Origin of the sequence: Novosphingobium pentaromativorans US6-1 (genome assembly GCF_000767465.1) — a bacterium.
Taxonomy (GTDB): domain Bacteria; phylum Pseudomonadota; class Alphaproteobacteria; order Sphingomonadales; family Sphingomonadaceae; genus Novosphingobium; species Novosphingobium pentaromativorans.
Genome location: NZ_CP009291.1, coordinates 2047187 through 2062316, shown reverse-complemented (window position 1 = coordinate 2062316; position 15130 = coordinate 2047187). Strand labels below are relative to the sequence as shown.

At 64.1% G+C, this 15130-nt stretch carries 13 protein-coding genes; 3 read left to right on the top strand and 10 right to left on the bottom strand.

All coding sequences use genetic code 11. From position 1 onward, the window contains the following. Nucleotides 1–8: 8 nt before the first annotated feature. Nucleotides 9–797 (bottom strand): SDR family NAD(P)-dependent oxidoreductase, encoded by a 789-nt coding sequence (locus JI59_RS09565; RefSeq protein ID WP_052117874.1) that lies wholly within the window; start codon nucleotides 795–797, stop codon nucleotides 9–11. Continuing rightward, nucleotides 797–2710 carry a flavin-containing monooxygenase gene (locus tag JI59_RS09560; protein WP_007012951.1) on the bottom strand — a complete coding sequence of 638 codons (1914 nt, stop codon included), beginning with the start codon at nucleotides 2708–2710 and terminating at the stop codon, nucleotides 797–799. Before JI59_RS09560 ends, JI59_RS09565 begins: the two co-directional genes overlap by 1 nt. Nucleotides 2711–2827: 117 nt before the next feature. On the opposite strand from JI59_RS09560, the gene JI59_RS09555 reads away from it, so the two are divergent. Then, nucleotides 2828–3733: an IclR family transcriptional regulator gene (locus JI59_RS09555; protein WP_081473957.1), complete on the top strand. Its 906-nt coding sequence runs from the start codon at nucleotides 2828–2830 to the stop codon at nucleotides 3731–3733. 2 nt (nucleotides 3734–3735) lie between these two features. Then, entirely contained in the window at nucleotides 3736–4536 is an 801-nt protein-coding gene (locus JI59_RS09550; protein WP_038575912.1) for an SDR family NAD(P)-dependent oxidoreductase, read from the top strand. Between the two features lie 51 nt (nucleotides 4537–4587). Here JI59_RS09550 and JI59_RS09545 read toward each other — a convergent pair whose 3' ends face one another. The 7 genes from JI59_RS09545 to JI59_RS09515 all read right to left on the bottom strand — a co-directional run bounded on the left by JI59_RS09545 (nucleotide 4588) and on the right by JI59_RS09515 (nucleotide 12938). Then, nucleotides 4588–5547 (bottom strand): acyl-CoA dehydrogenase family protein, encoded by a 960-nt coding sequence (locus tag JI59_RS09545; RefSeq protein ID WP_160289731.1) that lies wholly within the window; start codon nucleotides 5545–5547, stop codon nucleotides 4588–4590. 8 nt (nucleotides 5548–5555) lie between these two features. Then, nucleotides 5556–6734, bottom strand: a complete 1179-nt coding sequence (locus JI59_RS09540) for an acyl-CoA dehydrogenase family protein (protein ID WP_007012955.1) — start codon at nucleotides 6732–6734, stop codon at nucleotides 5556–5558. Nucleotides 6735–6746: 12 nt separating this feature from the next. Continuing rightward, nucleotides 6747–8930, bottom strand: coding sequence for an acyl-CoA dehydrogenase family protein (locus JI59_RS09535; RefSeq protein WP_007012956.1), 2184 nt, complete (start codon nucleotides 8928–8930; stop codon nucleotides 6747–6749). Next, entirely contained in the window at nucleotides 8927–10447 is a 1521-nt protein-coding gene (locus JI59_RS09530; protein ID WP_007012957.1) for a class I adenylate-forming enzyme family protein, read from the bottom strand. The genes JI59_RS09535 and JI59_RS09530 overlap by 4 nt, the downstream gene beginning before the upstream one ends. 108 nt (nucleotides 10448–10555) lie before the next feature. After that, complete coding sequence (locus JI59_RS09525; RefSeq protein WP_007012958.1) at nucleotides 10556–11308, bottom strand: SDR family NAD(P)-dependent oxidoreductase; 753 nt, start codon at nucleotides 11306–11308, stop codon at nucleotides 10556–10558. Nucleotides 11309–11350: 42 nt separating this feature from the next. Further along, nucleotides 11351–12160, bottom strand: a complete 810-nt coding sequence (locus JI59_RS09520; RefSeq protein WP_007012959.1) for a TIGR03084 family metal-binding protein — start codon at nucleotides 12158–12160, stop codon at nucleotides 11351–11353. Further along, entirely contained in the window at nucleotides 12153–12938 is a 786-nt protein-coding gene (locus tag JI59_RS09515) for a FadR/GntR family transcriptional regulator (RefSeq protein ID WP_007012960.1), read from the bottom strand. Before JI59_RS09515 ends, JI59_RS09520 begins: the two co-directional genes overlap by 8 nt. Before the next feature lie 600 nt (nucleotides 12939–13538). Here JI59_RS09515 and JI59_RS09510 point away from each other — a divergent pair. Beyond that, complete coding sequence (locus tag JI59_RS09510) at nucleotides 13539–13847, top strand: hypothetical protein (RefSeq protein ID WP_007012962.1); 309 nt, start codon at nucleotides 13539–13541, stop codon at nucleotides 13845–13847. An 82-nt stretch (nucleotides 13848–13929) separates the two neighbouring features. Here JI59_RS09510 and JI59_RS09505 read toward each other — a convergent pair whose 3' ends face one another. Continuing rightward, nucleotides 13930–15117, bottom strand: coding sequence for a CaiB/BaiF CoA transferase family protein (locus JI59_RS09505; protein WP_007012963.1), 1188 nt, complete (start codon nucleotides 15115–15117; stop codon nucleotides 13930–13932). Nucleotides 15118–15130: the final 13 nt, after the last annotated feature.

The following is a 15130-nucleotide window of genomic DNA, read 5'->3' as shown; positions in this document are numbered from 1 at the left end:
GCAGGCGGTCACAGGTCAATCAGCTTTGCGATCCGCTGGCGAAGCAGGGGGGCAATGCCTTCGATCTGCTGGGTGATGTAAAGCCGCCGCGCGATGGCTCCGTCGAATGCACAGCTGGCGACTTCTGCAGGCGTCATGGCCGAACGGCGCAAGCTCCTTGCCGCCTCCTCGCCTTGCGCCGAGCGTATGCGCGCCTCGCTTTCATTCAGGATCGGCGTATCGACACGCGGCGGGCATAGCAGCGAGACCCCGACGGCGTCCTGATCGGCCAGTTCGATCGCCAGGCTGTCGGCAAGCGCCCACATCGCATGTTTCGATGCGGTGTAGGATGCCAGTTCGGGCACCGAAACGAGGCTTCCCATCGATCCGGTAATCACGAACTGGGCAGGCCTTGCCGCATCGACCATCCTGCCCAGGAAAGCATGGACCGTGTTGACCGGACCCAGCACATTGACCTCTACCGTGCGCCGCCAGACGGAGAGGTCGGGGCGGATCGTGCTGCCGTACTTGAGCACGCCCGCATTGGCGAAGACAAGGGCAGGTGAGCCGAAGGCGTTCTCGACGTCCCGCGCGAACAGTTCCAGGCCTTGCGCATCGCGCACGTCCAGCGTCCGGGCCATGCCGCTACCGCCTGCAGCCTCGACCATGGCAAGGGTTTCGGCCAGCGCTTCGGGGGCGATATCGGACAAGGCGACATTCAGGCCGCGGCGCGCCGCTTCCAGCGCCAGGGCGCGCCCGATGCCCGAACCCGCGCCGGTGACGACCGCGCAGCCGCCTTCAAGTTCCAGTTGGTCCATCATGCCGCTCCCGTCATGGCCTGTGCTTCTGTCGGCTCGCCGGCAAATCTTACCGCATCCCAATCGATCCGGGTCAACATGCGATGATAGTCCGGTGCGTACCAGGGCGCGTTGACCTGAAGCCGCCCACCCTGATCGGCATTGAGGTAATAGTTCCTGTCCGCGCCGCCCAGCTCGCTCGTCTGCAGCAAGGTGGCGGCCTGCGCGTCCAGTCTGCGATTATAGTCGTCATGGGCCTGGCGGGTCACTTCCACCTGCGGCTTGCCTTCGCGCAGCATGCGCATGAGCATCCTGGCGGCGAAGGATCCCCATGTCGCGAACCAAACCGGTTGCTGCGGCCCGCCCGAGATCGGTTGCGAATTGGGGCCGTAGACGGTGAAAAGATTGGGAAAGCCCGGATGCATCAGCCCAAGGTAGGCACGCGGCCCGTCGCCGGAGTCCCATTCATCGTGCAGATCCTGGCCGCGATCCCCCTTGTAGCGCGTAGGCCAGAGATACCTGGATACGGCATAGCCGGTGCAAGTGACGATCAGGTCGCATTCGCGCACCCTGCCATCGACGGTCTCGATGCCGCCGGGCACAAGGCGCCGGATGGGCGTCGTGACCAGATCGACATTGTCGCGCGTCAGCGCCTTGTACCAGCCGTTGTCGACGACCGGCCGGCGCGACAGCGGCGCATAGTCGGGAGTCAACTGCGCGATCAGGTGCCGGTCGCCGTTCACCTGCTCGGCGATATAGGCCTGCAGCATCGCGCGCATCGCATCGTTGCCTTCGTTCACGATGCCGCCCCTGGCCTGCCATTCGGGATCGGGCAGCATCAGCTTGTGCGTGTCGAACAGCGGCGCGGTTGCCGTAAAGCGCCACCAGTTGCGATAGCCGGGGAAATTGCGGATCAGCCAGAGATGCTCGTCCTCGATCGGCTTGCCATAGCCGGCACGCGGGGTGATCCATTGCGGCGTGCGCTGGAACACGTCGACATGCCGGGCTGCGTTTGCCAGCTCGCCCAGGATCTGGACGCCGGTGGACCCATTGCCGATGGTCGCGACCCGGCGGTCCTTGTAGTCGAGATCCTTGGGCCATTCGGCGGTGTGGACGATATCGCCGGCGAAGTCTTCCTTGCCTTCGAAATCGACGATCCGGGGCGTGGCGAACAAGCCGCTGCACGATACGATAGCGTTGACTGTCATGGTCCTTTCGCCGCCGGGCGTGGCGACGGTGAGGGTCCATTCGCTGGTGTCGGGATTCCAGCGGGCTTCCTTCACGTCATGCTCGAACAGCGTCCTGCCATGCACGCCGAACTTGCGGCTTACCCTTTCGACATGCTCGCGCACGGTTGCGCCGCGGGCGAAATATTCGTTCCAGTGAAACTCCCGATCGAAGGCGAATTCATACGTGACCGACATCGTATCGACCCGCACATCGGGGTAGGTGTTGATGCTCCACACGCCGCCCGCTTCGCAGCGCCGTTCCAGCACCACGTAGTCGATGCCGAGCAGGTCCAACTGCACGCCCATGCTCACGCCGGCAAAGCCGCTGCCGACGATGGCCACCTTGAAACCGGGGGGTATGCTGGGCGGATCGCCGTCCCACTTCGCCATGTAGGGAAAGTCGCCGAGGCCGGCGATCTCGTGCCTTGCCTCGAATTCCTTGTCGCCGATGGGCGAACCCGTTGCCATTTCCATCATCGCGCGCATCTCGGCGGGAGAAGGTGCGCGCGCGCGTTGGGCAGAGGCGTTCTCCAGCAGCCAGTCGGCGGCCCTCGTCATCAGCGCGACCTTCTGGTCGCCGTTCATTCTTGCCGCAACCGGGAGTTCGGCCAGAGTTCGCTCGCCCGTGTGATGGAACAGCGTGATCTTCACGGCGTCGAGGTCGGCCGCCTCCAGCCCGCGCATGATGAAGTCCCGGTCCTTCACGAGGTCGCCTCTCTCTGAAATCCTGTACCTCTATCATGGATTCGGCCCATCAATTTTGCAATGCTGAAAATCATTTCGATGTTGCAAAATTGATGGGCCGAATCCATTCTTTTGGGCATGAGCAGGCCCGCCCTATCCGCATTGAGAGCGCTTGAGATCATCGACCTGATGGCGGCTCAGCCTGCGGAAAAATTCACCCTGTCGGATATCATGCGGTTCACCGGGACGAATGCTTCCTCGCTGCATGCGATCCTGAACGTGATGATGCAGCGCGGCTATCTGTTGCGCGATCCGGAACGCAAGACCTACCGACTCGCCCCGGCACTGGTGGCGATCGGAGAGGCGGCGGCACGGCACGATCCGCTGCTTGAACAGGCGCGGCAGGTGGCATCCGCCTGGGCGGCGCGCAGCGGGCGTGAGACTTTGCTGACTGCCCGGGCTGGCAGCGACATCATCGGTGTGGCGCGGTTCGCCGTGCAGGCGGGGATGAGCACCAGCCTTCGCGTCGGGCAGCGCGTTCCACTGCGCGCACCTTTGGGCGGATTGTTCATCGCCTGGTCGGACGAGGAGGATATCGCGGCATGGTGCGCGCCCCGGGACCAGGTGCAGGGCCAGGTCGTGTCGCAATCCGCGCGCGAGGGGCACGAGCGTGCGCTGCAGCTTCTGCGCCACCGCGGGTTTCTGGTTTCGCTTCGCTCGGCCGAACATGGCGCCTTCACCCGTCATCTTGCCGACGTGGAGGAAGGGGCCGGTGCGCAGGCGAGCCTGGCCATGCTGCTCGCGGCGATGGACAACGGCCTATACCAACCGCCGGAAATCCACCCGGACGGTGAGTACAGCGTGCGGATGCTTTCGGTGCCGATCTTCGACCGCCACCGGCGCGTGCTTTACAACATCGGCGTGAGCTATCCGCACGAGCCTGTCAGGGGGGCGCAATTGCTGGCTGAAGCCGATTCGCTCGTCGAAGCTTGCAGCGCCATCTGGGCCGATGCTGCCCCGGCTTTTGCATCGGGAAACACATGACAATGGCAACGACACTCGGGATCGAGGGGCAAAGCGCCGTCATCTGGGGCGGCGGCGCCGGTATCGGAGAGGCGACCGCGCGCCTGCTTGCAGCACACGGCGCGCGGGTCGTGGTGGCGGATCGGGATGGCGACGCAGCGAGACGGCTATGCGAAGCGCTCGGCGAAACCGGTGCCGAAGCTCTCGCGGTCGAGGTCGATGTGCGCGATGAAAGTGCCGTCGAGGCTGCTGTCGCGCAAGCCGGGAAGGCGTTCGGCGTGCCGACCTTGTGCGCCAGTGTCATCGGCGTGGCCGACTGGTGCGACCTGATCGACATGGACACCGCCATGTGGGACGCACAGCTCGCGCTGAACCTGCGACCGATGTTCCTGATCGGCCGCACGATGGCACGCGTGATGCGCGATGGCGGCGTCGGCGGTGCAATGGCCTTCGTCGGGTCCATCGCCAGCGAACAGGGCGCCGCGCGCCATGCCGCCTATGGCGCTGCGAAAGGGGGCATGGTCTCGCTGGCCAGGTCGATGGCGCTCGAATGGGGCCGCCTGGGGATCCGGGTAAATTGCATTGCGCCCGGCCCGATCGCCACGGCGCGCATCACCGCGTCGCCGCAGATGGAGGCACTGTTCCACATGAAGCTGCCGGCGGGGCGCTTCGGTACGGTGGATGAAGTTGCACAGGCGCTGGCCTGGGTGCTTTCACCGCAGGCCAGCTTCGTGACCGGGCAGACGATCATGGCCGACGGGGGCTGGATGGTCACCCCGGCGATTGTGGCCGAGGATAACCCGAACCTGCCCGAACGGAACTGATCCGTCGCGGCCGAGCCGATACCGTTCTTGCGGCCGTTCTCGTTCCAGCCGTCAGGCTGAAGCGATCAGCCTGCGCTCCTCGCCTCGACGGCTGCTGCCCAGACTTGCGAACAGGTGGGCGCGCTTCAGGAACAGATGTGCGTCGCACTCGGCGGTGAAACCCATGCCGCCGTGTACCTGGATGCCTGCCCTGGCGTTTTCCAAGGCCGCATTGCCGGCCAGCCAGCGCGCAGCGGCCACTTCGCGCCGGTCGTTCCCGCCCAGGCCAAAGGCCACGGCGGCCACGCGCGATTGTGAATCTGCCGCATCGGCGCGCACCCGCATGTCGGCCAGCGCGTGCTTGATCGCCTGGAAAGACCCGATGGGTTGGCCGAACTGTTCGCGTTGACCGGCATATTCGACGGCAAGTTCGGTTGCCGCTTGCGCCATGCCTGCCAGTGCTGCGCTGATCAGCAGCGAAACCCGGTCCGCCATGGCGTCGCGGTTCCCGGGCGCGGGGGCCGGGGACGCGCGCCTGATCGAGACCGTCTCGTCCATCGCGACCGCCTCGGACCAGTCGAACCCATCTGCCTTGTGCAGCGAAACGCCGCTGTCGAGCACGACGACAAAGTCGGCTCCGACTCCGTCATAGAGGTAGAGCGCGCCATCCACACCGGGAGTTGCGAAAGCGGCCCGCTTGTCTCCGGACACGAGCGCGGCGCGGTCGTCGCCCGAGGCAAGATGGACTGCGGCAATCTGCGCAAGCAGCGATGGCGATGCCAGGACGCGGCCCAGTTCGCGCGCTGCGACCAGTTCTTCGCAAAGGCCATAGCCGGCACCGCCCTCATCCTCCGGCAGGGCCATTGCGAAAAGGCCGAGTTCGGCAAAGTCCTTCCACATCGCCACTTCGGGTGCGGCGGCCCAGGCATCCTTCTCGCGCAGGCGCGAGACCGGAAGCGTATCGGCCAGCATCGCGCCGATGGAGTCGGCAATCATCTGCTGGTCTTCTGTCGGGTGAAGGTCGATTATCATGTCGCGGCTCATATGGCTCGGGGTCCACGGGGCAGGCCAAGCACGCGTTCGCCGATCACGTTGCGGCGAATTTCCGATGTGCCTCCGCCGATCGCCCACTTGAACGATTCCAGGTAATGCAGCGGCCAGTTATGCTCGCCGTCGCGCGCCAGTGCCGCGGGGCCCAGTATTTCGAGCGCCGCGCCGTTCACGCGCCGGGTCAGCTCTCCGAAATAGAGAGCGGGGATATTGCCTTCCGCGCCCGGAACCTCTTCGCGCATTCCGCGCGAAACCGAGGCAACGGTCAGCGAACGCAGCGCCATCACTTCTGCCCGAAGCCCCGCCAGCCTGGCGGCAACGGCATCGTCGTCCAGCAGGGAGCGTCCGGTTTCCGGGTCAGTCGTTTCGCCAGCTACCTCGATCAGGCGTTCGACCCCATTGGCCAGCTCGATCTGGTGGGCAATGGTGCCGGTGCCGCGTTCGAAGCCCAGCGTGGTCATCGCGATGGCCCAGCCCTTGTTGATCTCGCCTACCACGTTGGCAAGCGGGATGCGGACCTCGTCGTAGAAGACCTGCGCGAAATGGGTTACGCCTGACATGGCGGTGATCGGGCGGATGTCGATGCCGGGCAAGTCCATGTCGCACACGATCCACGTTAGCCCGCGATGGCGCGGCTGCTCGGGATCGGTCCGCACGAGCAGTTCCTGCCGGTTGGCGCCCTCGGCATAGCTGGTCCAGATCTTCGTGCCCGTGACGACGAGATGATCGCCGTCGACTACGCCGCGCGTCTTGAGCGAGGCGAGGTCCGATCCCGCGCCCGGTTCGGAGAAGCCCTGACACCAGTTTTCCTCGCCCTTGAGGATCTTGGGCAGATAGCGCTGCTTCTGTTCGTCGGAGCCCTGAACGATCAAAGTGGGCCCGGCATGGCTGAGCGCGACGAACATCGAAGCCGATGGCGGAGCGCCGGCGCGGGCGTATTCCTCGTGCCAGATCAGCTGTTCCAGCACCGACAGGCCGCGCCCGCCATATTCCTTTGGCCAGGAAACACCGGCCCAGCCCCCTTCGTACTGGGTGCGTTGCCAGGCCAGATCGTATTCGCGCAGGGCAAGCCCGTCGGGCGGTCGCTTGGCCGTGGGGACGTTGTCCTGCAGCCAGTCGCGGCATTCAGCCCGGAAGCGGTCAAGTTTGGGGTCTTCTATCAGGCGCATTGTGTCGTGTCCTCAGCGGCTTTTCGGCAGGCCGAAGAAGGCTTCCGCCACCTGGCTGCGGTGGACCTCGCTGGTGCCGCCATAGACCGTGGTAACGGATGCGTGCCGCATTTCATGTTCAAGCCGCCGTGCGCCATGCTTGCCGCGCAGCAGAGTGTCGGGAGCTGCGAGTTCGAACAGGTCGACCGCGTCCTTGAGAAGCGCTTCCGAGCCGTAGAGCTTGCTCATCGGTCCGGCCGCGCGGTCTGTGCCCTGGGTCTTCAGCCATAAGGCGCGCCAGTACAGTAGGTAGGAAACCGTGTTGCGCGTCGCCGCCGCGGCGATGCGTTCGAGCACGCGCGGGTTCTCGATCGCCTTGCGGCCGCTGCGGCTGGCTTCGCGCGCCCATTCGACGGCGGATTCCACTGCGTGGCGATGCGGCCCGACGAAACCGCCGCCGCCTTGCTCGATCATCAGGGCGAAGCCCATCACCTGCAGCCCGCCATTGACCGGGCCGATGCGATAGGAATCGGGAACGCGCACGTTTTCATAAAACGTCGCATTGGTCCGCTCGTCCTGGAAGGTGTGGACGGGATGAATTTCCACGCCCGGATCGTCGAGCGGCACGAGAAACACGGTCATGCCCTTGTGCTTGGGCGCGTCGGGATCGGTGCGCGCGAGCAGGAAGGCGTGGTGGGCCAGGTTGGCGCCGCTCGTCCACATCTTCTGCCCGTCGATGATCCAGTCGTCGCCGTCCTTTCGGGCTCGCGTCTTGGCTGCGAAGACGTCACTGCCAGAATGGGGTTCCGAGAAGCCGAGGCACGAGATGATTTCGCCCTTGGCGAGGCGCGGCACGATGTCGCGCTTCACTTCGTCCGATCCGAAATGGATGAGCGAATGGCCGACAAGGTTCGAGACATATTGCGAGTGGGAGGTGACGCCTTCGTCTTCCCACACCTGCAGCGCGGCGGCGGTGGCGAGATCGTCAAGACCGCGCCCGCCGAATTCCTCGGGCCAGCTGGGAAACAGGAGGCGCGCTTCGCCCATTTTCCGGTTCAGGTCCCAATCGTGGCCGTCATAGGAGAAATGTGCGTTCGCGCGATATTCGTCGGTCAGTTCGCGCTGAAAGAATTCTCGGGTTTCCTGCGCGAAAGCCTCTGCCGCTTCGCCGTAACCGAATTCGATGCCCGGGTGGCCGGTTTCGGGCAGGGCTGCGGTTTCGTCCAGCCACAAGCGGCGGCCGGCCGTGATCAACTGATCGCGCGGATCGCCAAGGATCGCGGCGGCTGCCCGCGCGCGGCGGACATAGAGCTGGATATCGTATTCGAGCGCGAGGCCATATCCGCCGAATGTATGCTGGGCCCGGTACACGGCCTGTGAAGAGGCCTGTGCGGCAAACCAGAATGCCATTGGCGCGGCGGCTGCCGCCTTGCCGCCGCCCTGAGCGACTTCAGCAACGGCCCAGCGCCAGGCCAGGTCGGCTCCGGTCATTTCCGCGGCCATGTCGGCCAGTGGATGGGCAACGGCCTGGAAAGTGGCAATGGCGCGGCCGAATTGCTCGCGTTCCTTGGCGTATTCTCCCGCCAGCTCAAGGGCGCGAAGCCCGGCGCCTGCCATCCAGGCGGCGGTGAGGATCTTCCATTCCTCAAGCCCGGCAAGAAATGCCGCGCGTGCATCGCCGTCCGATGCAAGGATTTCGCCCTTGTCGGACAGGTCGATGGGCGCAAGCGGCTGACCGCCGAGATTGTCGGGAGCCTTTCCGACAATCTCGCGAACAAGGCGGACCTCGTCGCCCGACAGCACGAGGATGGCGTCGGCCACCGCGCCGCCCGGAACGATCTGCGCGCCGACGGCGGCCTCGTGCAGCGCCAGCGTCACGACGGCCTCGCCGGTAGAGGCCAGGGCGATGAGGTCCTCAGGTCCCCCAAGTTGCGCAAGCAGCCTTGCCGCGAGGATGGCTTCCACCAGAGGGCCGCTGGCCAATTGCCGACCGGCTTCGAAGGCCACCAGCCCGGCCTCGAACAACCCGAAGCCGTCTTCGCCGGGGATGCGCATGGCAAGCGCGCCCATCTCGCCGAGCGAGCGCCACAATTCCGGATCGAAGCCGCCCATCTTCTCTTCGGCGGCGCGTACACGCTCCATCGCGCTTTCGCTGGCAAAGAACTTGCGGAATTCGTCGGCTAGGATGGTCTGGTCTTCGGAAAGGGAAAGGTTCACACCTTCGCTCCTTCATCGACCGCATCGGCAGCCATTTTCTTCACCGTCTTCAGATCGATCTTCAGCGAAGGGGTGCGCGGCAATTCAGTCGGGAAAAGATAGGCCACCGGCACGTTGGTGGCCGGAAGTGCAGCGCGAATCGCCTTTTCCACTTCGGCCGCAGGCAGCGGTTCGTGGCCCGGCTGCATCTCGATCAGGGCAACGGGCACTTCGCCCAGCCGCCGGTTAGGGGCACCCACCACGCTGCTCACGGCCACGCCTTCGATGCGGTTGATGACGCTTTCGATCGTGCCGGGCATGATCTTGAAGCCGCCCCGCACGATCACACCGTCGTTACGGCCGCGATGGAACAGGAACCCGTCCTCGTCCAGCATGCCCAGGTCGGTCGTGCGGATGAAATCGTCGCCCAGCATGGGAATCTTGACTTCGATCAGGCCGGTTTCGCCTGCGGGCAGCTGAGCACGCGTTTCGGGATCGACGATCCTGACGATGTTCTGTCCGGTCGGCTTGCCGACGCTGCCGAATTTCGCTTCGCCGAACTGCTCGTACTGCGCAGCCGTCATCGTCGTGGCCGCGCCGCAGAATTCGGTCGCGCCATAGGACAGCAGGATCGCCACGCCGAATCGCTTTTCGAATGCCTTGTGCGAATCTACGTCGACCGCAGCCGTGCCGACCTGCACGTACTTCACGCTTTTCAGCGCATCGTCAGGCACGTCCTTTCGGTCCAGCAGCATGCGCACGCCTGCCGGAGGGATGACTACCGTAGTCGGCTGATGGCGGTCGACGAAGGCCAGCCAGTCATCCAGATTGAACTTTTCCTGAAACAGCACCAGGCGGCGCGACACCGCATAAGGCAGGTAGGAATAGATGCCCGAGATATTGCTGAGGGGGAAATTGACCGTACCCGGATCGCCTTCCTCATTGTCCGTGCCGACCTGTTCGAGCACGCCTTGCGCCAGGACTGCCGTCTCGATCGTGGAGAATCGCATGGGCGAGCGCTTGGGCGCGCCGGTCGTGCCGCTGGTCAGCATCTCGACCATGGGTTCTGCGGTCGGCTGCGCCGTACCCGAACGGTCGGCCTTGAGGTCTCCGGCGATCAGTTTCACCGGCTCGTCCGCATCCAGATCGGATGCAAGCGAAATGGCCAGTGCGCCGGGAGAAAGGGCGGCCAGCGTTTCCTCTGTCCAGTCCTGCTCGTCCGCGATCACGGCGGGCAGGTTCAGCTTTCTGAGGTCCGCGGCGATCGCTTCGGGAGACTGGAAGGCATAGGCCATGACGATAGTGCGGCGACCGGCCAGCAACGCCAGCATCGCTGCCGCGAAAGCTGGCCGGTTGCGCGGCACGAAGCCGATCTGCTGCGCTTCGCCAAGCCCAGCCTGCTGCAGCAGGTCCTCTAGCTCTTCGGCGAACTTGCGCAGATAAGACCAGCGAATGTCGCGGCCTTTGTAGCTTAGGGCGACCTTTTCGCCGTCACCGGCGAGGGCCTGAGCAATGATGGAGTGAAGTTGTCGTGACATGTCTCATCCTGTTCCCCTTATTGAGATACAGGAATTGCCGACGCGATCAAGCCTCATCTGCTCGGCCTTCGCATCGGCAATGTCATCAAGGCATGCGCGAAGGTGTGATCAGGCGGTCACGCCCTGGTCGATCGAATAGACCTGCCCGTGCACGCGCTTGTTCCGCGGCGAAGCGAGGTAGGCGATAATCTCGCACAGATCCTCGGGCCTGGCGATTTCCCGCGCGCCGATGCCCTTGGCGATCAGTTGCATGTCGTAGGTCTCGTCCATCTTCGTCGCGCTTGCCATCGGCGTCATCATCGCTCCGGGCGCTACGGCATTGATGCGCAACGGCGATTTCCAGTATTCGGTGGCCAGGTTCTTGGTCATCGCGATGACCGCGCCCTTCGTCGCGCCGTAGGCGGTGGTATAGGCGTGGCCCATCACTCCGGAAGCCGATGCGACATTGACCACCGCGCCCTCGCTTTCCAGCAAATGGGGAAGCGCTGACTGGATGAGCAGGAACGGAGCGCGGACATTGATGGCAAAGACCTTGTCGAATTGGGCCACCGTGGTGTCGGGGAAATGGTTGAAGACCAGCATTCCGGCCACGTTGATCAGGGCATCGAGCCTCCCGAAGGCGTCTATCGCGGCCGGAACCGGCGCCATGCAGGCTTCGGCGTCGGAAAGATCGGTAGGAACCGTGATTGCCTTCGCGCCCTTGGCTTCGCAGGCCTTGCGGGTTTCGTCGAGGCCTTCCGCGTTCACGTCGACCAGGGTCAGGGACGCACCGCGACCTGCAAACTCCAGCGCTGTCGCACGGCCCAGTCCCGATGCCGCACCGGTGACAAGCACGTTCAAGCCCTCAAAATCCTGAGTCACATTCTTTCTCCAATTGATGTTCTTGAATGCGGCCCGCGCCCGTCAAATCGGGGGGCGGGAACCGGTTGCCGCCGGCGTCTGCGGCGGACCCGCGAAGCATTGCGCAATGTCCAGCCACTGGCTTGCAGCGGGACCGCTGGCGACGAGGCGGGTGTCTTGCGGCGAACGCCGCTGGGTTACGACCATCGCGAAGTCCAGGGCGGGGCCGCTCACCACTTCGTCGCTTTCGCCATCCCAGCGCAGTTCCTCGCCGGAAGGGGCAACGAGCATGACCTGGGGCCGCTTCGGCACCTCAAGCCCGCGGTTGCGAAACGACCAACCGAAGGTGCGGACACCTATTTCGCAAATATGGCGGATGCGGTCGGTGGGCTCGCGCTTCACGCCGAACAGGTCATAGATGTCCTGCCCGTGTGCCCAGACTTCCATGAGCCGGGCGGTGGCAAAGGAGGCGATGCCCATTTCGGGGCCGAACCAGGCGATGCGGTATCCATCTGCCGCCGCGCGCAGCTCTGCGCAAATGCGTTCATAGCCCTGTCGCCAGGTTTCCAGGACTTTGGCATGGCTGGACCCGGCAAATTCCCGGCGCACCTGCTCCGACAGCTCGAGCCCTTCCGCCTGCCTTGCCCGCACTTCGGTGACAAGCGCGCGGAAGTCGTCCGCACCGGCCAGCGAGACGAGGCCGAAGCGGTCCACCTGATGCAAGTGCAGTATCTGGTCGCGCACCGTCCAGGCGAAGAACGGCGTAACGGCCGTCCAGTCCTCGTCGGACAGGGCAGAGACGAATCGATCCAGCTCGCGGCACTCCGCCAGCAGGTCGTCACACAGGGCCTCGATCGCTGCGCGCTTAGTCATCGTGGAGGACCGTATCGGTAAACATGGTGTTCTTCAGGCCCTCGTCCATCCATTCATCGATCGTGGTCGAGCAGCGATGGCTTGCCAGTTCCGCCATCTCGACATCGCCCTCGAGGATTGTATTTGCCAGCTTCAGGCGCAGCTCGCGATAAGTGCGAACGCGGTCGGGACGGTCGATCAGCACGTCCTGTCCACGGCGCAGTTGCGAGGAAAAATCGTAGAGAATTTCGAGCAGCAGGATCAACACCGAATTCTGGCTCATCGCACCGAGAATCTGACCGAATTCGCGCTCACTGCGCAGGAACTCGCGATAGCCTTGGCTGTCTTCGTCCGAGTCGGTGTACGCTGACAAGGCCGCGGTCTGTTGCTCGATGAAATTGCGAAGCTTGGCCCGCAGCTCTGCATCCGTGCAGGCGGCAGCGCGCATGGCAAGCTCGGCGCGGATCGGCTTCATGGCCGCCGTCGTTTCGGACAGGCCGGCATTGCGGCTCATCAGGTAGAGCGCTGCCATCCGGCTGACGCTCAGCGAACCGGGGCGCGACGCGAAATAGCCGCCGCCCACGCCGCGCTTGATCGAGACCAGGTTCTCCTGCACGACCCGGGCCGATGCCTGCCGCAGGGTCGGGCGGCTGACCTGAAGCCGTTCGATCATCTCTTCCTCGGAGCCTAGGAACTCCCCATGCTCCCGGGAAAGCGCGAGAATGCGCAATTTCTTGGCGGCCTCATCGACAAGCGAGGCGCCTCCGATCTTGCGGGGCTTGCTTTTGACTTCACTCACTCGTGTCCACTCCAAACTTTCGTTCGGCGGCCAGGGCCACTCGAACGCAACGGTCTTGCCGTTCTTCGATCCTTCAGCGTCGGCACGGATCGTGCCGGGTATGCAAAAGCGTCTTCAACGCCGTTGGCGAACGTGTGCACCAGCCTTCGGCGCGGCACCGGCGCGATTCTGGCGCAAATGCGATGGTCATGCCCGATGGCGAGGGAGACCACGCCGTGCAAATCAGCCGCGACCGCTTGCATCGCTGCGAGTCGACGGATCCGAACAATTTGCGGTACCTGCATTGATGCGGTACCTGAATCCTAGAAAATGCTTTTGCATCCGTTCCGCCGATGTCCGCCCTTCCCTGCTCGTGTATCTCTTGCTTTCACCCTATGCTCTAACGCGGGCGAAGGTAAAGCGTGTAGTGTAGCGGGAAGTATAGTAAAAGTGCGCAGAATGGAGCCGAGCTTCATTCTGCATGGCATTCAGGACTCACCTGCGATCGGGCCGCACGAGTGGATTTTCCGGTCGCCGCGCGGGAGCGTGAAGAGATCGTGTCTTGCGATGCCGGGCGTCTTGAAGCAAGCTCTTGATGTACCTGAATAGAAAGGGATAGCCATGAGCGAGCTTGCCGGAACCTACGAATGCATCACGAAGAGCCCGATGGGCGACCAGAAGGGCACGTTGACCGTAATTCCCGGTTCCGACGGAGGAACCTTTACCGGAACGATGGTGAGCGCGACTGGCTCGCTCGAGGTTGAAGACGGCAGGATCGACGGCAATCGCCTCACCTGGACGGTGAACATGACGGTGCCGATGCCGATGAAGCTCGAGGGCGATGCAACCGTCGAGGGCGGCAAGATCAGTGGCCATGTCAAGGCCGGGATGTTCGGTAACATGGGCCTGGAAGGCACGAAAACGGCCTGACTTCCCGCCGGGTGCGCCCGGATGGCCTCCGGCCTGTGCGGACCTGGCGACTTTCGCCGGTCGATCCGGACAGGCCGGAGCTTCAGATGATCTGTTCTTCGCGCAGCCGGGCCAGCTGTTCGCCGCTTATGCCGAGTTCGGCCAGCACTTCTTCGGTGTGCTCGCCCAGAAGCGGTGCGCGCCGATAGAGCGATCCGGGCGTTTCCGACAAGCGGAAAGGAGTCTCGATCACCGGTGCGGGGCGCGGCAATCCCGGGTATTCCATCTGGTTGAGAAAGCCCATCTGCGCAATATGGGGATCGTCCAGGACATCCTGCGGCGAGAACAGCGGGCCGACCGGGATGCGCGCTTCCTCAAGCCTCGCGGTCGCTTCTTCCAGCGACATGTCCGCGCACCAGGCCTGCATCCTGGCATTGAGCACCTTGCCGTTGGCAGCGCGCCTGTCATCGTCAGCAAAGCGCGGGTCCTCGAACCAGTCGAGTGCATCGACCAGTCGGCACCAGCGCTTGAACATCGGCTGGCCGGCGATCTGTACCAGGATCCAGCCGTCGGTGACCTTGAAAAGATCGCATGGGGCGGCAGCCGTGCCGGCATTGCCTACGCGGCCGCGATTCTGCTGGTTGATCGCCTGGTCGATGATCATGCCATCCGTCATCATCAAGGCCACCGGGAGCAGCGAGGCTTCCACTGCCTGTCCCCTTCCGGTCGCCGCGCGGTGATACAAAGCCATGGCAATCCCGATGGTCAGCGCCATGGCGGTCCCGAAATCGACATAGGGGACAACCGATCGCATCGGCTGATCGGGCGTACCAGATCGAAAGACGCCGCCCGACATGACCTGTCCGATGCCGTCGAACGCCACGCGCTTGCTGTAAGGGCCGCCGCGACCGAAGCCCGTCGCATTGGCAAAGACGATGTCGGGCTTGATCGCCTTGAGGGCCTCGTAATCCAGTCCGTTCGCCTCAAGCGCCGCGTCGGGCATGTTGACCAGCACCACGTCTGCGCCCTTCACCAGATCGCGCAGTATTTCGCGTCCGGCCTCGGTCGTGGTGTCGAGCGTGACGGAGCGCTTGTTGCGGTTGCATTGCAAGAAGGTCGCGCCGTCGCCGGTGGTGGAAACCGGCTGCACGAATCGATCCTCGCCGCCCGATTTCTTCTCCACGCGGATAACGTCGGCCCCCATGTCCGCCAGAATCGCCCCGCACCACGGAGCGGCGATGAAGCGTCCGAAATCCAGGACGCGAATGTTCTTCAGTACCGTTTCAAGCATGGGATGTGTCCCG